We start from the raw sequence: 17,089 nt of genomic DNA, 5'->3' as shown, positions 1-17,089 counted from the left end.
TCGGCCCTGCCAAAGCGGCTTTGGGCTATGCTCAATCAAGCTGAATGTGGTTTGTACCAGCGCCGTAGTCTTGGCTTCAGGTGGCTCGGAAATCGACAGTTACTTTTACACACCCCGTTCTGGAATGAAGTGGTTTAGGCTCCCTGTCGGATTTTTCTCCGTGATCTGTAGTCATTGGTTTATCGAGACAATAAGGAGATACGCATGCTTGTCCGGTCACTGACCCTCGCAACCTTGCTTGCTGTTGCCGGCCCCCTGTTTGCCGCAGACAGTGATGCGCCTCTAGCCAAGGAACTGGGCAAGGCCAGACCATTGGTGGTTATCGCTCCCAGCAGTGCCGACCCAACGTTGCGAGGGCTGAACAAAGCGCTCGAGGACCCGGCCACCCAGGCAGCGTTCAAGGAGCGCAACCTTGTCCTGTACAGCGTCGCCAACATGATGGGCAAGCGAGAGGATAAGAACCTCGAGCAGCAGACCACAATGGCCCTGATTCGGGAACTGAAGCTGGGTGCGAGCAAGGGTACCAAGGTGATCCTGGTGGGCAAGGATGGTGAGCGGCACATGCTCAAGGACGACGACACCGGCGAGGCCATCGACCCACAGGTGATCCTCAAAGCGGTCGATGAACTGCCTGCCAGCGAAAAGGCGGTGGCGGCGCCCGAGCCCGTAGCGGCGGCCCCGCAAGCCAAGGACAAGGACAGCAAGCCGGCCAAGCCCGCCAAGCCAGCGGCCCCGCCCAAACCGCTGGAAGACTGATCATGCCTCATGGCCCCAAGGCAACTTGGGGCCCGTTGCCGGGTGGTGTGTATCGCACTGTATCTGCCTGTGCTGCAGACCTACTGCCATACAAAAGTGCGCCTGGCACGATACATCCACGACAAACCGCAACGGCCTAATGGCTCCACTTTCCAACCCCAGTGGAGCTGCATCATGACTCAAGCAAAAAACACCCTCGGCCTGCTCGGCGCCGCCCTGATCGGCAGCATGGCATTGAGCAACAGTGCGTTCGCCGTCGAGCCGCTGGCTCAAGGTTACCAACTGGCCTCGGCCAAAGTGGCCGGCGAGGGCAAGTGTGGTGAAGGCAAGTGCGGGGGGAGCGGCAAGGCTTCCCAAAGCGAAGGCAAGTGCGGTGAGGGTAAGTGCGGCGCCGGCGCCAAGGCCGGGGCTGAGGGCAAGTGTGGTGAAGGCAAGTGCGGTGACGCCTCGTTCGCCAAAACCGACAGCAATCACGATGGCAAGGTCTCGCGCGATGAGTTTCTGGCGGTGGCCAAGGACCGTGCCCGTGATTTCGACACGATCGACCGCAACCATGACGGTTTCATCTCCGAGCAGGAAGCGGCCGATCACCTCAAGGCGATTTATCAGGCCAATGGCAAAGCCATGCCTGATGGCTTGTTCAGCCACCTGACCGGCAAGCCCTGACGTTCTACCCCATGAAACGCCACAACGCTCCTCCTGCTGGCCAGGTGGGGCGTTGTGCTTGTTGGAGAACTTTTATGTTTCCTGCGATGTTGAACATCGGGCTAGGCTTGCGTCGCGGCCTGTTGCCGGAACTGCTGGCCATGGAGGCGGGTGCAGTGGACTTTCTCGAGTGTGCGCCGGAAAACTGGATTGCCGTGGGCGGCGCCTATGGCAAGGGCTTGGCCCAGTTGGCGGAGCGCTTTGCTGTCACCTGTCATGGGTTGTCTTTATCGCTGGGTGGCAGTGCCCCGCTGGACCGCCATTTCCTTGAGCAGACCCGGCAGTTTCTCGATCGATACCAGGTGCGACTGTACAGCGAGCACCTGAGCTACTGCAGTGATGACGGGCACCTGTACGACCTGATGCCCATCCCGTTCACCGATGAAGCCGTACACCATGTGGCCGCGCGCATACGCCAGGCTCAGGAGCAGCTGGAGCGGCGTATTGCCGTGGAGAACATCAGCTACTACGCCGCGCCGTATCAGGCGATGAGCGAACTCGACTTCATCCAGGCGGTGCTCGAAGAAGCGGATTGTGACCTGCTGCTGGACGTCAACAATGTCTATGTCAACGCCTGCAACCATGGCTACGACGCCCAGCAATTCCTTGCAGGCTTGCCCCCAGCGCGCGTAACCGGGATGCACGTTGCCGGGCATTACGATGAAGCGCCTGACCTCAAAGTGGATACCCACGGGGCCGCCGTGAAGGAGGATGTCTGGACGCTGTACGCCAGCGCTTGCGTGCGCTTTGGCGTAAAGCCGACGGTGCTTGAGCGTGATTTCAACTACCCGCCCTTGGCCGAACTGTTGGCCGAGACGGCGCGTATGCGTGCTGTGCAAAGCGCTGCCGGAGGGCAAGCAGATGAATGAGACCCTGCGTGCGCAGCAGTATGCCTTGGCCCGTCACCTGCGCGATCCACAGCGCCATGCCCCGCCGCCCGGCGTCGAGGCCCGGCGCCTGAAGGTTTACCGTGAATTGTTCTATGGTGCCATCGAAGGGTTGCTGGCTGGCAGCTTCCCGGTCATGCGCCAGGCGTTGGGCGAGCAGCGCTGGCACGCCCGAGTACGTGATTTTTACGCCAGTTACCGTTGCCAGACGCCGTTGTTTACCGAAATTGCCGAGACGTTCGTCGACTACCTGCAACATGTGACGCTGGACACCCCTTGGCAGCTGGAGCTGGCGCACTATGAGTGGGTCGAGGCGCAACTGTACCTGAGCGATGCCGAGGACCCGGCGCATGACCCGGGTGGTGACCTGTTGGCGGGAGAGCCGTTGTTGTCTTGTGTGGCGCGCGTGTTGGCCTATCGTTGGCCGGTGGAAAGCATTGGCGTGGACTACCAGCCAACGGCTGCCCCAGTATCGCCGAGCTTGCTGCTGGTTTATCGCGATGCCCGGTTGCAGGTGCGCTTTGCCCGGTTGGCACCTATGGCGTATCGGTTGCTGGTGGAGCAGGGGACTGGAAGAGAGCGGCTGCAGGCGTTGGGCGGGGATGTGCAGCAAGGGTTGGCATTGTTGGAGGCATTGCGCGAGCAGGGTGTCATTGTCGGAACCGTTTGAAGGCATTGGGGGCTGCGCAGCAGCCCCCGATCCTCATCTGCCGAACCGCATGCCAAGCCAATGATCGAGGCTAAGGCGCCCGGCGCCCTTGAGCAGCAGGGGCAGCAACGCCACCAGGTAGATCAGCGGCAACTTGTAATTGCCGAAGCCCTGGTCGGTAATGGTATAGCCTTGGGCCAGCTCCGCCAGGCCCGACCAGTGCGCCGGCCAGTGCACTGCCGCTATGGCTACAACGGTCACCACCATCAAACCCAATGATGCCAGCCGGGTACCCAGGCCCAGCAACAGCAGCAACGGCAGCACCAACTCGGCCCACATCGACAGCTGCCAGTTCAGCTCTGCGGGCAGCAGGTTGAAGGGGAACGGGAAGCTGGACTGCAGGTCGGCGAACCAGTTGCTGCCGTTGAATTTCTCCAGGCCGGATTCGAAAAACTCCCAGGCCAGAAATACCCGTAATGGCAAGTCGGCGCTCCAGCTGCCGAGGCGATCAACGGTGGTCAGGGTACGGGTCAAGGTCGTCATGTGCGGTGCTCTCTTCAGGCAAGGGCGCGGGTGGTGCGGCGTTGTTTACGGGCCACTTTGGCGGTGAGCTTGACGGCGATGGCGCTGAACATCAGGGCGAACGCCAGCGGGTACCACCCCCCCATAGGGATGCGTTTGTAGAATGACAGGCAGAACACGGCAGCCAGTACCCACATGCCGCTGCTGTGCAGCGCTTGCCAGGCACGGCCGCCCAACAGCCGCATGGGGGCCTTGAACGAGGTGGCGGTGAGCAGCAGCAAGAACAGGTAGCCGACTGTGCCGGGCAGGCTGGAGGTCAGTGTGCGACCGGCCCAGAACAGCTCGGGGAATTGCTGGGCGTAGCGATAAATCAGCACGCCGTGAACGGTGTGGGAGAACGCGAATGCCAACCCCAGGTAGCGTCGCTCCTGAAGGATGCGGCGGCTTGATGTGCCAGGCAGCAAGGTCACCAGCGACGAGGCCAGGAACGCCAGCAGGAACAGTGCGAACGAGCTGCGTGCGGTGGCACGAATGGCACTGCGCAAGCCGTCTGGGTCGGGTTGGCTGGCCAGGACTATGGCGGTCATCGCCAAGGTCAGGCCGGCGAGGGCGGCGAACAGCTTCCAGCCGGAGGGCAAGGTGAGGGCTTTCATCAGGGACTCCCGGGGTGTGGTTGTGTGACCGGGAGTGTCTCGAGGCGGGGTATCTGCAGTGTGTCAGGGGGATGCAGTTGTGTATCTGTTTGTAGAGGCGACCGCGCGTTTTACAGGAACGGCCCGATCGAGATCCAAGGCCGTTCCTGCCAACGATCGCACTTCAGGTGAGTTCGATCTGCGCGCACAATCCGCCCTGTTCGCGGTTGCTCAGGGTCAGCCGGCCCCCCATGGCCTGGATCAGCTGGTGGGCAATGGCCAGTCCCAAGCCGGTGCCACCCGTGCTGCGATTGCGTGAACCTTCCACCCGGTAGAACGGCTTGAGCACTTCATCCAGCTCGTCACCGGGTATCCCTGGCCCGTTGTCGAGCACGCGGATGATGGTGGTACTGCCCTCGCGTGACACTTGCAGCTCGGCAGCACCTGCAAACTTCAGGGCGTTGTCGACCAGGTTCACCAGTACCCGGCGCAGCGCATGCGGGCGGGTTTCCAGCAGAGTCCCGCTGCTGCCGTGGCGTTCAACCTGGGCGCCGCTGTCCTGGTAGTCGAATACCAGGCTGTCGAGAAAGGCATCAAGGTTGACCCGGCAGGTTGCTTCGGTGCTGCTGTCCATGCTGCGGGCGTAAGCCACGCCTTCGCGCACCAGGTGTTCCATTTCATCCAGGTCGCTCCCGAACTTGTCCTTTTCGACCCCCTCATCCATCACTTCGACCCGCAACTTCATGCGAGTGATCGGTGTTTGCAGGTCGTGGGAAATGGCTGCCAGCAACTGCATGCGTTCCTTGAGGTGGGCAGCAATGCGCGCCTGCAGGGCGTTGAAGGCCACGGCAGCGTAGCGCACCTCGCGTGGGCCGCTTTCATCCAGTTGCACGCCGGGCTGGTCCGGGTCGAGGTTGTCCACTGCCTGGGCCAGACGGGTTAGCGGGCCGATGGCCAGGCGTACCGCCAGCCAGGTACACAGCAACAGCACAGCCAGCTGAATCAGCAGCACCACGGGCAACCAACGGGCTACCGGGACCGGTGCGGGTGTCACGTCGATGGTCAGTGGCGCGCCGTCGGCCAGGTTCAGGTGCGCCTGGAAGTGCGCATTGGGCCCCGGGATTTCCAGGAAGGTCAGGCGGTAGTCGCTGCCAATGGCCTTGACGATCGACGCGGCGGCCATCGGTGGGTCACTGCTCGGCATCGCTTCGCCTGCCAGGCCCTGGTCCAGGCGATAGCGGTAGGTGCGCCGTTCCAGGCGTGGCAGCCAGGCGGCACGCTCGGCTGCGGGCAGGCGGTCAAGGATGGCAACCGAGGTCGCCACGTCCTGTTCGAGGTTGCTGAGCATCATCGAGCGGCTGCTGATATAGCGCTCGTAGGCCTGCAGGCCGAACGACAGACCATAAGCCAACACCAGGCCGGTGAAGAAGATCAGCGCCAGACGCGAGGCCAGGGTGCGCGGCCATTTCATGAGGGAGACTCGAGCAATTGCACCGGCAGCGAAAACACGTAGCCCTCGCTGCGCACGGTCTTGATGCAGCTGGGCTCGCGGGCATCGTCACCCAGGCGCTGGCGCAGGCGGCTGACCAGCAAGTCGATGGAGCGGTCGAAGATGTCGGCTTCGCGGCCCTGGGTCAGGTTAAGCAGCTGTTCGCGGCTGAGCACCCGCTGCGGGTGGTCGAGGAACACCCGCAGCAGGCGGTACTCGGCGCCGCTCAGGGCCACCAGGGTGCCTTCGCTGTCGAGCAGGTGGCGCGCGGTGGTGTCCAGGCGCCACTGACCGAAACCCAGCAGGCGGCTGCTTTCACTGATGGTCAGGTTGGGCGGCAGCATGCGTGTGCGGCGCAGCACGGCGTTGATGCGGGCGAGCAGTTCGCGGGCCGAGAACGGTTTGGTCAGGTAATCGTCGGCGCCCATTTCCAGGCCGATGATGCGGTCGGTTTCGTCATTGCGGGCGGTCAGCATCAGCACCGGCGTATTGCGGTGCTTGCCGGCGCGCAGCTCGCGGCACAACAGCAGGCCGTCGTCGCCAGGCATCATGATGTCGAGCACGATCAGGTCGACGCTGTTGGCTTCGAGAAAGGCGCGCATCTGCCGGCCGTCTGCAACGATGCTGGTGCGCAGGCCGTTCTTCTTCAGGTAATTGCCGACCAGTTCGCGGATCTCGCGGTCGTCGTCGACGATCAGGATGTGATCGACATGTTCCATGCGCTGGGTTCCTGTGCAAAGGGGGGTGGGCGCAGTGTACCGAGCGCGTTCGCCCTTGCCTGCGGGAGTTTGTATTGCAGTGTATCTGGCACGGGTAGGGATACAGCAGGACGCACATCACAACGTTGGGAGACACATGCGGGATACCTGGCTGACGTGAAATGGCTCTCGACCGGGGAGCAACACTCCCCACCCCCAAGTGTTACCCAGGAGAGATGCCATGAACGTCAAGACTATCGCAAGCGCCAGCCTGTTCGCCGTGCTCAGCTTCGGCGCCATCGCTGCCCAGGCCGCCACTGCCCCGATGCAGGATGGTGGGGTCATGCAGTATCGCTACGGTGAGCCTCTGGATGTGAAGAAAGTGCTGTCGGTGCAGGACGATCAGAGCAACGCCTGCGGCCTGGTGAACACCCGAATGGACTACCTTGACTCCCATGGCCAGCGGCAAAGCGTGCAGTACCGCACCTACGCCACGGGCGGTTGCCATGACAATTGATCGGCACCGGATGCTCAAGGCAGGTGGTTTTGCGCTGGCGCTGATGGGGCTTGGGTTGGCTGGGCACCTGAAGGCACGCGACAGCTACGGCGCCATGCCGTCGCTGTCAGGCGCCAGCCAGTGGTTGAATTCGCCGCCCGTGGATGCCCCGGGGCTCAAGGGCAAGGTGGTGCTGGTGGACTTCTGGACCTGGGACTGCATCAACTGTCGGCGCAGCCTGCCGCATGTGAATGAGTGGGCGCGGCGCTATGCCGATCAAGGGCTGGTGGTGGTGGGGGTACACACGCCCGAGTACGACTACGAGCATGATGTGGACACGTTGCGGGACAAGGTAGCCCGGTTGGGTATCGGGTATCCGGTGGCGGTAGATAACGACTACAAGGTGTGGAATGCCTGGGGCAACCAGTTCTGGCCGGCGCATTACTTTGTCGACCGCAAGGGGCAGGTGCGCCATGTGCACTTTGGCGAGGGGGATTATGGCGGGCAGGAACAGGTGATACAGGCGTTGCTGGATGAGCAAGGGTGATTCTCCTGTACCGGCCTCTTTGCGGGCATGCCCGCTCCCCCAGGGAGAGTGCAATCAGTAACGTTTGCGCAGTACCTGTGGGAGCGGGCGTGCCCGCGAAGAAGCCAACACTTTTCTATCAGGTGAAACTGGCAAAGTGCGCCTGCATCCGGGCCGCATCCGCCTGCCGCCCGCTGAACAGCTCGAATGCCTTCACCGCCTGGAACACCGCCATGTTGCTGCCATCCAGCGTGCGGCAGCCCAGTGCCCGGGCCGCGCGCAGCAGTTCGGTCTCCAGCGGGAAGTAGATGATCTCTGCCACCCACAGGCGGGGATGCAGCAACGCCACCGGCAGTGGCGTGCCCGGTAGCTTGGCCATGCCCACCGGCGTGGTGTTGACCAGCCCGTCCGCTTCGGCCAGTGCTGTGGCCAGGTCGGTGCCAAGCACGGCGCGCTCCGCGCCGAAATGGGCGTTCAGGTTGTCCACCAGCGCCTGCGCACGGGTCGCATCCACTTCGAACAGCACCAGCCGCTCTACCCCTTCACCCAGCAGGGCATGGGCCACGGCCGAGCCAGCGCCACCGGCACCCATCTGCACCACCTGGCGCCGTGCAACGTCGGGCAGGCCACGGCGCAAGCCTTCGGCAAAGCCCAGGCAATCGGTGTTGTGGCCGACGCGCTTGCCGTCCTTGAGCACCACGGTATTTACCGCGCCGATACCGCGGGCCTCGTCGGACAGTTCGTCGAGCAACGGCAGGATCGCCTGCTTGAACGGGTACGTAATGTTCAGCCCGGTGAAACCGGTACGTTGCGCGGCTTCGAGCAGGCCGGGCAGGGCGCTGTCGTCCAGTTGCAGCTGGTCGGCGTCGATCAGCCGGTACAGGTAGCGCAGGGCCTGGGCGTCGCCTTCGTGTTCGTGCAGGGCCGGCGTACGTGACAGTTGGATGCCGCGGCCAATCAGGCCGGCGAGGATGGCTTGCTGGCTCATGCCACACGCTCCTGCAACAGCTCGGCGAAGTGGCTCAGCGCCATGCGGTAGCCGTGGCTGCCCAGGCCGCAGATGACACCGACGGCGATGGACGATACGAACGACAAGTGACGGAACGGCTCGCGTTTGTGCACATTGGACAGGTGCACCTCGATCACCGGCAGTTCGCTGGCCACCAGGGCATCGCGGATGGCGACCGAGGTGTGCGTCCAGGCGCCGGGGTTGATCACGATGCCGGCGCAGCGGCCACGGGCGGCGTGGATCCAGTCGATCAGTTCACCTTCGTGGTTGGTCTGGCGGAATTCGATTTCCAGGCCGTGGGCGTGGGCAGTGTCGGCACATCCCTGAGCCAGGTCAGCGAGGGTTTCGTGGCCGTACTGGGCAGGCTCGCGGGTGCCCAGCATGTTCAGGTTGGGGCCGTTGAGCACGAGAATAAGGGGCTTCATGACGGGCATCGCTTTGTTGTTGTTGAATGCACGTAGTTTTGTACTGACTGGTTAGTTCCGTCAATTGGCCAAGATCGTCGCATCGGGAAAGTGGGCGATTATCGAACTTATTGGGCGTTGAATGCCCTGTACCCAGCCGTGCAAAGCTGCCCCTGCAACGAACCGCAGGGCGTCATTACAAAATTGTAATCTTGCCGCCACCGCCCCGATAACCAGCCCTTTCTACAGTCCCTCGCCAATGCTTCGCCCAGAGGACTGTTTCGTGCCCATCCCCCGCAAGATCGCCTTGCTCTGTCTGCTGCTGGCCAGTGCCACCGGCGCCCAGGCCAGCCAGGTGCTGAGCCTGCCCCAGGCGCTTACCGCCGCTTTCGCCCAGAACCCGGAGCTGGCTGCAGCCGGCCGTGAAATTGGCATTGCCGATGGCGAACGGCGCCAGGCCGGGCTGCTCCCCAACCCGGAGCTGGCCTGGGAGGTCGAGGACACCCGCCGCGACACCAGCACAACCACCGTCACCCTCAGCCAGCCGCTGGAACTGGGCGGGAAGCGCGGCGCGCGTCTCGCCGTGGCGGGTGCCGGCCAGGCCATTGCCCAGCTTGACCTGGAGCGCCAGCGCAACGCCCTGCGGGCCGATGTGGTGCAGGCTTTCCACGCTGCCTTGCGTGCACAGACCGCGCTGGAGTTGGCTCAGCAGTCGCAGGCGTTGACTGAACGAGGTCTGCGGGTGGTGCAAGGGCGGGTTACGGCAGGCCAGTCATCACCGGTGGAGGCCACCCGTGCCCAGGTGCAACTGGCCCAGGCCCAGGCCGAAGTGCGCCGCGCGAAAACCCAGCGCAGCGTGGCCTACCAGGCCTTGGCCCGGTTGACGGGCAGCCCGCTGGCAAGCTTCGACCGGTTGCAGGCAGCCAACCTTTCGCCAGGCATTGCGCCGGGTGCCGACACCTTGCTTGACCAGGTCGAAAAGACTGCCGAATGGCGCCTGGCCGCTGCCCAGGTCGAGCGCGGCGACGCCTCCCTGGGGGCGGAAAAAGCCCAGCGTATCCCCAACCTCACCGTCAGCCTTGGCAGCCAGTACAGCCGCGAAGACCGGGAGCGAGTGAACGTGGTTGGCCTGTCCATGCCGTTGCCGCTGTTCGACCGCAACCAGGGCAATGTTCTGGCAGCTGCGCGCCGCGCCGACCAGGCGCGCGACCTGCGCAATGCCGTGGCGCTGCGTCTGCGCAGTGAAACCCGTAGTGCCATCAGCCAGTGGGAGACGGCGATGCAGGACGTTGAAGCCTATGACCGCACCATCCTGCCTGCTGCGCAGCAGGCCGTGGACACCGCCACCCGCGGTTTTGAAATGGGCAAGTTCGCTTTCCTCGATGTACTCGACGCCCAGCGCACGCTGATCGAGGCTCGCGGGCTGTACCTCGAGGCGCTGGCCTCGGCGACCGACGCGCGTGCACAAGTGGAGCGGATCTACGGCGATCTCGATGGCGTGAGCAACAAACCCAATAGCAGGAGCAACAATGACTAACCCACGCAAGCTAGCCCTTCTGGCTGCCGCCATTGCTGCGCTTGGCCTCGCGGGCCTGGCCTGGACCGGCAACCTCGGCCAGGCGTCCAAGGCTCAAGCCCCCCATGACGACCATGGTGAAGACAGCCACGGCCATGCTGCAGCGCAGGCCGCCGAAGGCCATGAAGAGAAGGGGCACGGCGAAGAAGAAGGCCAATTGCACCTGTCTATCGCGCAGATCGAATCGGCTGGCATACAACTGGCTGCCGCAGGCCCCCGTGAGCTGGGCACCGCCATCAGCTTCCCGGGTGAGATCCGCTTTGACGAGGACCGCACCGCACATGTGGTACCCCGCGTGCCGGGTGTGGTCGAAGCGGTGCAAGCCGAGCTGGGCCAGGCGGTCAAGCGCGGCCAGGTACTGGCGGTGATTGCCAGCCAGCAGATCTCCGACCTGCGCAGTGAGCAGCAGGCCGCTCAACGTCGCCTGGAACTGGCGCGGTTGACCTTTCAACGGGAACAACAGCTGTGGCAGGAGCGAATCAGCGCCGAGCAGGATTACCTGCAGGCACGTCAGGCGTTGCAGGAGGCCGAGATCGCCCTGGCCAATGCTCGGCAGAAGGTCGCAGCGGTGGGGCCGGCCGGTGCCGGCAACCGCTATGAACTGCGCGCCCCCTTCGATGCGGTCGTCGTGGAGAAGCACCTGACCGTGGGCGAGGTGGTCGACGAGACCAGCAACGCGTTCACCCTGTCCGACCTGAGCCGGGTGTGGGCCACCTTCGCCGTGGCCCCTCGTGACCTGGGCAAGGTGGTGACCGGCCGTGAAGTCACGGTCAGTGCGCCGGACCTGGGCGCCCAGGTTCTGGGCAAGGTCAACTACGTCGGCAGCCTGCTCGGCGAGCAGAACCGTGCCGCCACTGTGCGTGCCACTCTGGCCAACCCCAATGGCGCCTGGCGCCCCGGGCTGTTCGTCAATGTGGCTGTCAGCGTCGACCGCTTCGATGCCGCCGTGGCGGTGCCGGAAAGCGCCTTGCAAACCTGGGAGGCGCAGACCGTGGTGTTCGCCCGCACGGAGGAAGGCTTCGAGGCGCGCCCGGTGAAGACTGGCCGTCGCGATGCTGGCCAGGTGGAAATCACCAGCGGCCTGGCCGCCGGTACTCAGGTTGCGGCCGCCGGCAGCTTTGTCCTCAAGTCGGAACTGGGCAAGGGCTCGGCCGAGCACAGCCACTGATCACGGGGACACCTGCATGTTCGAACGCCTGATTCAATTTGCCATCGAGCAGCGCCTGGTGGTGATGCTGGCCGTGGTCCTGATGGCCGCGGTGGGTATCCACAGCTACCAGAAACTGCCGATCGATGCTGTGCCGGACATCACTAACGTCCAGGTGCAGATCAACACCGCCGCCCTCGGCTATTCGCCGCTGGAGACCGAGCAGCGCATCACCTTTGCCATCGAGACCGCGATGGCTGGCCTGCCAGGGCTCAAGCAGACCCGCTCGCTGTCGCGCTCGGGCCTGTCGCAAGTCACGGTCATTTTCGATGATGGCACCGATATCTTCTTCGCCCGCCAACTGGTCAACGAGCGCCTGCAGGTGGCCCGCGAGCAATTGCCTGAGGGCATCGAGGCGGGCATGGGGCCGATCTCCACCGGGCTGGGGGAAATTTTCCTGTGGACGGTGGAAGCCCAGGAGGGGGCGCTCAAGGAAGACGGTACACCTTACACCCCAACTGACCTGCGGGTGATTCAGGACTGGATCATCAAGCCGCAGCTGCGCAATGTACCGGGTGTGGCCGAGGTCAACAGCATTGGCGGCCATGCCAAGCAATACCTGATTGCACCAGAGCCCAAGCGCCTGGCGGCCTACAAGCTCACCCTCAACGACCTGATTGCAGCGCTGGAGCGCAATAACGCCAACATTGGCGCTGGCTATATCGAGCGCAATGGCGAGCAGTTGCTGATTCGCGCGCCAGGCCAGGTGGCCTCGGCCGAAGACATTGCCAACATCGTTATCTCCAGCGTCGACGGCACGCCGATCCGCGTCAGCCATGTCGCCCAGGTTGGCCTTGGCGAAGAGCTGCGCTCGGGGGCAGCCACCGAAAACGGTCGGGAAGTGGTGCTGGGCACGGTGTTCATGCTGATTGGCGAGAACAGCCGCACGGTGTCGCAGGCGGTCGCTGCAAAATTGGTCGAGATCAATCGCAACCTGCCCAAGGGCGTAGTCGCCGTGACGGTGTACGACCGCACCAACCTGGTGGAGAAAGCCATCGCCACGGTGAAGAAGAACCTGATCGAAGGTGCGATCCTGGTGATTGCCGTGCTGTTCCTGTTCCTCGGCAACATTCGCGCTGCGCTGATCACGGCCATGGTTATCCCGCTTTCGATGCTGTTCACCTTTACTGGCATGTTCAGCAACAAGGTCAGTGCCAACCTGATGAGCCTGGGCGCGCTGGACTTCGGCATCATCGTCGACGGCGCGGTGGTGATCGTGGAAAACGCCATCCGTCGCCTGGCCCATGCCCAGCAGCGCCACGGTCGCATGCTGACCCGCGGCGAACGGTTCCATGAGGTGTTTGCCGCTGCCCGCGAAGCACGCCGGCCGCTGATCTATGGGCAGTTGATCATCATGGTGGTGTACCTGCCGATCTTTGCCCTGACCGGGGTCGAGGGCAAGATGTTCCACCCTATGGCCTTTACCGTGGTCATGGCCCTGTTGGGCGCGATGATCCTTTCGGTCACGTTCGTTCCGGCAGCCATTGCCCTGTTCGTCACCGGCAAGGTCAAGGAAGAGGAAGGCCTGGTGATGCGTACGGCACGGCAGCGCTATGCCCCGGTGCTGGCCTGGGTGCTGGGCCGGCGCAAACTGGCATGTGCCGCCGCCGCCGCCCTGGTGCTGTTGTCGGGCGTGATGGCCAGCCGCATGGGCAGCGAGTTCATTCCCAGCCTCAGCGAGGGTGACTTCGCCCTGCAGGCCCTGCGCGTGCCGGGCACCAGCCTGTCGCAGTCGGTGGACATGCAACAGCGCCTGGAGCAGGCGATCATCGCCCAGGTGCCGGAGGTGGAGCGGGTGTTTGCCCGCACCGGCACTGCCGAGATTGCCTCCGACCCGATGCCGCCGAACATTTCCGATGCCTACGTGATGCTGCGCCCGCGCGAACAATGGGTTGACCCGGGCAAACCGCGGGATGAACTGATCGCCCAGGTGCAACGCGCCGCTGCCAGTGTGCCGGGCAGCAACTACGAGCTGTCGCAGCCGATTCAGCTGCGGTTCAACGAGCTGATTTCAGGGGTGCGCAGTGATGTGGCGGTGAAGCTGTTTGGTGACGACATGGAGGTGCTCAACCGCACTGCCGCGCAGATCGCTGCCAGCCTGCAAGGGGTGTCGGGCGCGTCCGAGGTGAAGGTGGAGCAGACGACGGGCCTGCCGGTACTGACCATCGACATCGACCGTGACAAGGCCGCCCGTCATGGCCTGAATGTGGGCGATGTGCAGGATGCCATCGCCATTGCCGTGGGCGGCCGCACCGCCGGTACGCTGTATGAAGGCGACCGCCGCTTCGACATGGTCGTGCGCCTGTCGGAGACCTTGCGTACCGATGTCGACGGGCTGGCCAGCCTGCTGATTCCGGTTCCGGCCAGTGCCGCTGAGGGGGCCGGGCAAATCGGTTTCATCCCGCTGTCGCAGGTCGCCACGCTGAACCTGCAATTGGGCCCGAATCAGGTGAGCCGCGAAGATGGCAAGCGCGTGGTGGTGGTCAGTGCCAACGTGCGTGGACGCGACCTGGGCTCGTTTGTGCAAGAGGCTGAGCAGGCCCTGATCGACCAGGTGCAGGTACCACCGGGTTACTGGACGCGTTGGGGAGGGCAGTTCGAACAGTTGCAGTCGGCAGCCGAGCGCCTGCAGGTGGTGGTGCCGGTGGCGTTGCTGCTGGTCATGGCGCTGTTGCTGATGATGTTCAACAACCTCAGGGATGGCCTGCTGGTGTTCACCGGCATCCCCTTTGCCCTGACCGGCGGGGTGCTGGCGCTGTGGGTGCGTGATATTCCGCTGTCTATTTCTGCCGGCGTCGGGTTCATTGCATTGTCGGGAGTGGCAGTGTTGAACGGGCTGGTGATGATTGCCTTTATCCGCGGGCTGCGCGAGGAAGGGCGCACGCTGCGGGCGGCGGTCGAGGAGGGGGCGCTGACCCGCTTGCGGCCAGTACTGATGACGGCGCTGGTGGCCTCGCTGGGGTTCATACCGATGGCCCTGGCCACCGGGACCGGGGCAGAGGTGCAGCGGCCACTGGCAACGGTGGTGATTGGTGGGATCTTGTCGTCTACCGCACTGACGTTGCTGGTGTTGCCGGCGTTGTATCAGTGGGCGTATCGGCGGGATGAGCAGCAGGAAGGCTGAGCACGTGGGGCTGCAAGGCAGCCCCGACAACCTCAAACGGCCCTTCGGGCTCCAGCCCGTACACTGTCCACACCCATGTCGTCATGCAAAGAAATCCGCGACGTTTCCGGCAACGCCAACCCGCCCACCAACGCCACCAGCGCAATCACCACCAGGTAGAACGCCGGTGCCAGGCTGCTGCCGGTCTGTCCGATGAGCCAGGTTGCCACCAACGGCGCTGTGCCGCCAAATAGCGTGTAGGCCACGTTGTAGGTAATTGCCGAAGCGGTGTAGCGGGTACGGGTAGGGAAGCTTTCCGACAGCAACGCTGCGGTAACCACGCCGCTGCACAACGCCCCCACCGCGAGCAGGATCACCCCCAGCAGCGCACCCGACATCGAGCCAGAGCTGGCCAGCCAGTACGCCGGGAACACGCAAAGCATCACCCACAGGCAGGTAAAGCCGATGGTCTTGCGCCGCCCCACCCGGTCCGAAAATGCCCCGGCCAGCGGGCAGCCGACCGCAGCGAACAGCAGGGCCACGGTGGTTACCAGCAGTGACTGCGCACGGGTCAGGTTGCCGACCAGTTGCAGGTAGGTGGCGAAGTAGGTGGTGAACATGTAGAACGACAACGCGGTCAGCGAAATGAACGCCCCCAGGTTGCGAATGACCCGGCCATGGTGGCGCAGGGTTTCCTTCAGCGGTGAATGCTCGTGCTCCTTGCCCTGGGCGACGGCTTCGCGGAACGCCGGGGTTTCTTCCATGCGCCAGCGCAGGTACAGGCCGACCAGGCCCAGCGGCGCGGCAATCAGGAACGGAATGCGCCAACCCCAGGCATTCATCGCCTCGGTCGACAGGCTGGCTTCCAGGCCATAAGCGATCACTGCCGCACAGGCAAAGGCGGAAAAGGTCGACACAGGCACGAAGCTGCCATAAAAGGCGCGCTTGTTGTCAGGCGCGTGCTCCATCAGGTAGGCGCAGGCCCCGGCATATTCGCCACCGGCAGAAAAACCCTGCAGGCAGCGGGCCAGGGTGAGCAGCGCCGGGGCTGCCAGGCCGATACTGGCGTAGGTCGGCAGCAGGCCGATCAACGTGGTGGAGCCGGCCATCAGCAAGATGGTCAGCGACAGGATGCGCTTGCGTCCCAGGCGGTCGCCCAAGGCGCCGAAGACGATGCCGCCCAAGGGGCGCAGGGCGAAGGCCACGGCGAACACCGCGAAGGTTTTGAGCAAGGCTACGCTGGCGTCTTCGCTGGCGAAGAACTGGCTGGCGATCAGCGTGGCGAGAAAGCCGTACACGGCGAAGTCGAACCATTCGACGAAATTGCCGATGGCCGAAGCGGCAATCACCCTGCGCAGGGTGGCGGGGGATACCTCATGATGTGTGGACATGCGGGTGCTCTCCGGTTTCCTTTGGCAGCCATGTTGAAAGTGGCGCAGTCGGGCCGCGCCATCGTTATTGTGCTTGCCAGTAGATAGCCGAGCGCTGCAAGGCGCTTTGTCGAGGGCGACCTCGGTATACCTGATTCGACCGGTGCAGCAGGTTACAGCCGGAGTATCCCCAACGGCCTGTCAGGCCGCACGCTCAAGCACATCCAGCAAATCGATGAATGCCAGGGCCAGTTTATGCCGCGGCGCCAAATGCACCAATGGCACCGAGGCATGGTGCGATTCGCGCATCTTGATCGAACTGCTCAGGTAAACCGGCAGTACCGGCATGCCTTCGTTGCGCAGTTGATCGACCAAGGTCTGGTGCAGCGCCGTGCGCCCGGCGAACTGATTGACCACCACACCTTCCACCACCAGCGCGGGGTTGTGGTCCTGGCGCAGTTCTTCGACCTCGGCCATGACACTGTGCAGGGCCTGGCGCGAGAAACTGTCGCAGTCGAACGGAATCAACAGACGCTCGGCCGCCACCAGCGCGCTGAAGGTGTAGAAGTTCAGCGCGGGTGGGGTGTCGATGTAGATTCGCTCATAGTCCTCGCCCAGCGTCACCAGCAACTTGCGCAGCTTGTTGATCTTGAACTTGCTCTCCAGCTTGCTTTGCAGGTCGCTGAGGTCAGGGCTGGCGGTGACCAGGTGCAGGTTGCGGTAGCGGGTTTCGGTGATGGCCACGCGGTGCTTCTTGCCGGCGGCGGTAACCGGCGACAAGGTCTGGCGGAAGAAGTCGGCGATGCCGGCAGGAATGGTGTCGTTGGCCAGCCCGGTGAGGTAGAAGGTGGCATTGGCCTGCGGGTCGAGGTCGACCAGCAAGGTCCGGTAGCCCTCGGCGGCACTGGCTGCGGCGAGGTTGCAGGCAATGCTGGATTTGCCGACGCCACCTTTCTGATTGAAAACCACACGACGCATGAGACGCTCATCCATGAAGTGAAAATGTCAGGTCGGGGTCAATCCTATGACTGAAACACTGCAGTTTTATGACAGGAATTGT

Annotated in this window: 17 protein-coding genes; 9 read left to right on the top strand and 8 right to left on the bottom strand. The window is 63.7% G+C overall.

What is annotated here, in order from left to right:
• Nucleotides 1-204: 204 nt before the first annotated feature.
• The 4 genes from ACF8Q6_RS09735 to ACF8Q6_RS09720 all read left to right on the top strand — a co-directional run bounded on the left by ACF8Q6_RS09735 (nucleotide 205) and on the right by ACF8Q6_RS09720 (nucleotide 3,018).
• Nucleotides 205-756 (top strand): DUF4174 domain-containing protein, encoded by a 552-nt coding sequence (locus tag ACF8Q6_RS09735; protein ID WP_003250449.1) that lies wholly within the window; start codon nucleotides 205-207, stop codon nucleotides 754-756.
• A 174-nt stretch (nucleotides 757-930) separates the two neighbouring features.
• The gene (locus ACF8Q6_RS09730) at nucleotides 931-1,422 is read left to right on the top strand and encodes a hypothetical protein (protein ID WP_003250451.1); all 492 of its coding nucleotides are present in this window, start codon (nucleotides 931-933) and stop codon (nucleotides 1,420-1,422) included.
• Nucleotides 1,423-1,496: 74 nt separating this feature from the next.
• Nucleotides 1,497-2,330, top strand: a complete 834-nt coding sequence (locus ACF8Q6_RS09725) for a DUF692 domain-containing protein (RefSeq protein ID WP_014753786.1) — start codon at nucleotides 1,497-1,499, stop codon at nucleotides 2,328-2,330.
• The gene (locus ACF8Q6_RS09720) at nucleotides 2,323-3,018 is read left to right on the top strand and encodes a DUF2063 domain-containing protein (protein WP_161773425.1); all 696 of its coding nucleotides are present in this window, start codon (nucleotides 2,323-2,325) and stop codon (nucleotides 3,016-3,018) included. Before ACF8Q6_RS09725 ends, ACF8Q6_RS09720 begins: the two co-directional genes overlap by 8 nt.
• A 33-nt stretch (nucleotides 3,019-3,051) precedes the next feature.
• Here the strand turns inward: ACF8Q6_RS09720 and ACF8Q6_RS09715 are convergent, their stop codons facing one another.
• From ACF8Q6_RS09715 to ACF8Q6_RS09700, 4 genes are all read right to left on the bottom strand, one after another.
• On the bottom strand, nucleotides 3,052-3,540 hold the full coding sequence (locus ACF8Q6_RS09715; RefSeq protein WP_233690507.1) for a DoxX family protein: 489 nt from the start codon (nucleotides 3,538-3,540) through the stop codon (nucleotides 3,052-3,054).
• A gap of 14 nt (nucleotides 3,541-3,554) precedes the next feature.
• Nucleotides 3,555-4,172, bottom strand: a complete 618-nt coding sequence (locus ACF8Q6_RS09710) for a ferric reductase-like transmembrane domain-containing protein (RefSeq protein ID WP_221100224.1) — start codon at nucleotides 4,170-4,172, stop codon at nucleotides 3,555-3,557.
• Between the two features lie 163 nt (nucleotides 4,173-4,335).
• Nucleotides 4,336-5,622, bottom strand: a complete 1,287-nt coding sequence (locus ACF8Q6_RS09705) for a HAMP domain-containing sensor histidine kinase (protein ID WP_012052931.1) — start codon at nucleotides 5,620-5,622, stop codon at nucleotides 4,336-4,338.
• Complete coding sequence (locus tag ACF8Q6_RS09700) at nucleotides 5,619-6,359, bottom strand: response regulator (RefSeq protein WP_003250463.1); 741 nt, start codon at nucleotides 6,357-6,359, stop codon at nucleotides 5,619-5,621. The genes ACF8Q6_RS09705 and ACF8Q6_RS09700 overlap by 4 nt, the downstream gene beginning before the upstream one ends.
• Before the next feature lie 220 nt (nucleotides 6,360-6,579).
• On the opposite strand from ACF8Q6_RS09700, the gene ACF8Q6_RS09695 reads away from it, so the two are divergent.
• Complete coding sequence (locus ACF8Q6_RS09695) at nucleotides 6,580-6,855, top strand: DUF2790 domain-containing protein (RefSeq protein ID WP_004573749.1); 276 nt, start codon at nucleotides 6,580-6,582, stop codon at nucleotides 6,853-6,855.
• A gap of 10 nt (nucleotides 6,856-6,865) precedes the next feature.
• Nucleotides 6,866-7,381: a thioredoxin family protein gene (locus ACF8Q6_RS09690; protein WP_392492413.1), complete on the top strand. Its 516-nt coding sequence runs from the start codon at nucleotides 6,866-6,868 to the stop codon at nucleotides 7,379-7,381.
• Nucleotides 7,382-7,499: 118 nt separating this feature from the next.
• Here ACF8Q6_RS09690 and ACF8Q6_RS09685 read toward each other — a convergent pair whose 3' ends face one another.
• Both ACF8Q6_RS09685 and aroQ read right to left on the bottom strand, forming a co-directional pair.
• Complete coding sequence (locus ACF8Q6_RS09685) at nucleotides 7,500-8,348, bottom strand: shikimate dehydrogenase (protein ID WP_392492403.1); 849 nt, start codon at nucleotides 8,346-8,348, stop codon at nucleotides 7,500-7,502.
• On the bottom strand, nucleotides 8,345-8,794 hold the full coding sequence (gene aroQ / locus ACF8Q6_RS09680; RefSeq protein ID WP_014753781.1) for a type II 3-dehydroquinate dehydratase: 450 nt from the start codon (nucleotides 8,792-8,794) through the stop codon (nucleotides 8,345-8,347). Before aroQ ends, ACF8Q6_RS09685 begins: the two co-directional genes overlap by 4 nt.
• A 262-nt stretch (nucleotides 8,795-9,056) precedes the next feature.
• Here aroQ and ACF8Q6_RS09675 point away from each other — a divergent pair, with 262 nt between their 5' ends.
• From ACF8Q6_RS09675 to ACF8Q6_RS09665, 3 genes are read left to right on the top strand one after another with little or no spacing between them, the layout of a single operon-like run.
• Nucleotides 9,057-10,310 carry a TolC family protein gene (locus ACF8Q6_RS09675; RefSeq protein WP_003250472.1) on the top strand — a complete coding sequence of 418 codons (1,254 nt, stop codon included), beginning with the start codon at nucleotides 9,057-9,059 and terminating at the stop codon, nucleotides 10,308-10,310.
• Nucleotides 10,303-11,517 carry an efflux RND transporter periplasmic adaptor subunit gene (locus ACF8Q6_RS09670; protein ID WP_392492401.1) on the top strand — a complete coding sequence of 405 codons (1,215 nt, stop codon included), beginning with the start codon at nucleotides 10,303-10,305 and terminating at the stop codon, nucleotides 11,515-11,517. The genes ACF8Q6_RS09675 and ACF8Q6_RS09670 overlap by 8 nt, the downstream gene beginning before the upstream one ends.
• 16 nt (nucleotides 11,518-11,533) lie before the next feature.
• Complete coding sequence (locus tag ACF8Q6_RS09665) at nucleotides 11,534-14,680, top strand: efflux RND transporter permease subunit (protein WP_392492400.1); 3,147 nt, start codon at nucleotides 11,534-11,536, stop codon at nucleotides 14,678-14,680.
• 32 nt (nucleotides 14,681-14,712) lie between these two features.
• On the opposite strand, the gene ACF8Q6_RS09660 is transcribed toward ACF8Q6_RS09665, so the two are convergent.
• Nucleotides 14,713-16,050, bottom strand: coding sequence for an MFS transporter (locus ACF8Q6_RS09660; protein WP_392492399.1), 1,338 nt, complete (start codon nucleotides 16,048-16,050; stop codon nucleotides 14,713-14,715).
• Between the two features lie 180 nt (nucleotides 16,051-16,230).
• Nucleotides 16,231-17,007, bottom strand: a complete 777-nt coding sequence (locus ACF8Q6_RS09655) for a ParA family protein (protein WP_392492397.1) — start codon at nucleotides 17,005-17,007, stop codon at nucleotides 16,231-16,233.
• Nucleotides 17,008-17,089: the final 82 nt, after the last annotated feature.

The sequence above is a fragment of the Pseudomonas sp. GLN_2 genome, from assembly GCF_043106005.1.
GTDB lineage: Bacteria > Pseudomonadota > Gammaproteobacteria > Pseudomonadales > Pseudomonadaceae > Aquipseudomonas > Aquipseudomonas alloputida.
The sequence above is the reverse complement of the archived record's forward strand: the minus strand, read 5'-3'. Positions and strand labels throughout refer to the sequence as shown.

Coding starts and splice junctions, on each gene's coding strand:
- ACF8Q6_RS09715 (WP_233690507.1), bottom strand. CDS start 3,540: ATGACGACCTTGACCCGTACCCTGACCACCGTTGATCGCCTCGGCAGC.
- ACF8Q6_RS09670 (WP_392492401.1), top strand. CDS start 10,303: ATGACTAACCCACGCAAGCTAGCCCTTCTGGCTGCCGCCATTGCTGCG.
- aroQ (WP_014753781.1), bottom strand. CDS start 8,794: ATGAAGCCCCTTATTCTCGTGCTCAACGGCCCCAACCTGAACATGCTG.
- ACF8Q6_RS09655 (WP_392492397.1), bottom strand. CDS start 17,007: ATGCGTCGTGTGGTTTTCAATCAGAAAGGTGGCGTCGGCAAATCCAGC.
- ACF8Q6_RS09700 (WP_003250463.1), bottom strand. CDS start 6,359: ATGGAACATGTCGATCACATCCTGATCGTCGACGACGACCGCGAGATC.
- ACF8Q6_RS09705 (WP_012052931.1), bottom strand. CDS start 5,622: ATGAAATGGCCGCGCACCCTGGCCTCGCGTCTGGCGCTGATCTTCTTC.
- ACF8Q6_RS09665 (WP_392492400.1), top strand. CDS start 11,534: ATGTTCGAACGCCTGATTCAATTTGCCATCGAGCAGCGCCTGGTGGTG.
- ACF8Q6_RS09690 (WP_392492413.1), top strand. CDS start 6,866: ATGCTCAAGGCAGGTGGTTTTGCGCTGGCGCTGATGGGGCTTGGGTTG.
- ACF8Q6_RS09710 (WP_221100224.1), bottom strand. CDS start 4,172: ATGAAAGCCCTCACCTTGCCCTCCGGCTGGAAGCTGTTCGCCGCCCTC.
- ACF8Q6_RS09685 (WP_392492403.1), bottom strand. CDS start 8,348: ATGAGCCAGCAAGCCATCCTCGCCGGCCTGATTGGCCGCGGCATCCAA.
- ACF8Q6_RS09730 (WP_003250451.1), top strand. CDS start 931: ATGACTCAAGCAAAAAACACCCTCGGCCTGCTCGGCGCCGCCCTGATC.
- ACF8Q6_RS09695 (WP_004573749.1), top strand. CDS start 6,580: ATGAACGTCAAGACTATCGCAAGCGCCAGCCTGTTCGCCGTGCTCAGC.
- ACF8Q6_RS09660 (WP_392492399.1), bottom strand. CDS start 16,050: ATGTCCACACATCATGAGGTATCCCCCGCCACCCTGCGCAGGGTGATT.
- ACF8Q6_RS09735 (WP_003250449.1), top strand. CDS start 205: ATGCTTGTCCGGTCACTGACCCTCGCAACCTTGCTTGCTGTTGCCGGC.
- ACF8Q6_RS09720 (WP_161773425.1), top strand. CDS start 2,323: ATGAATGAGACCCTGCGTGCGCAGCAGTATGCCTTGGCCCGTCACCTG.
- ACF8Q6_RS09725 (WP_014753786.1), top strand. CDS start 1,497: ATGTTTCCTGCGATGTTGAACATCGGGCTAGGCTTGCGTCGCGGCCTG.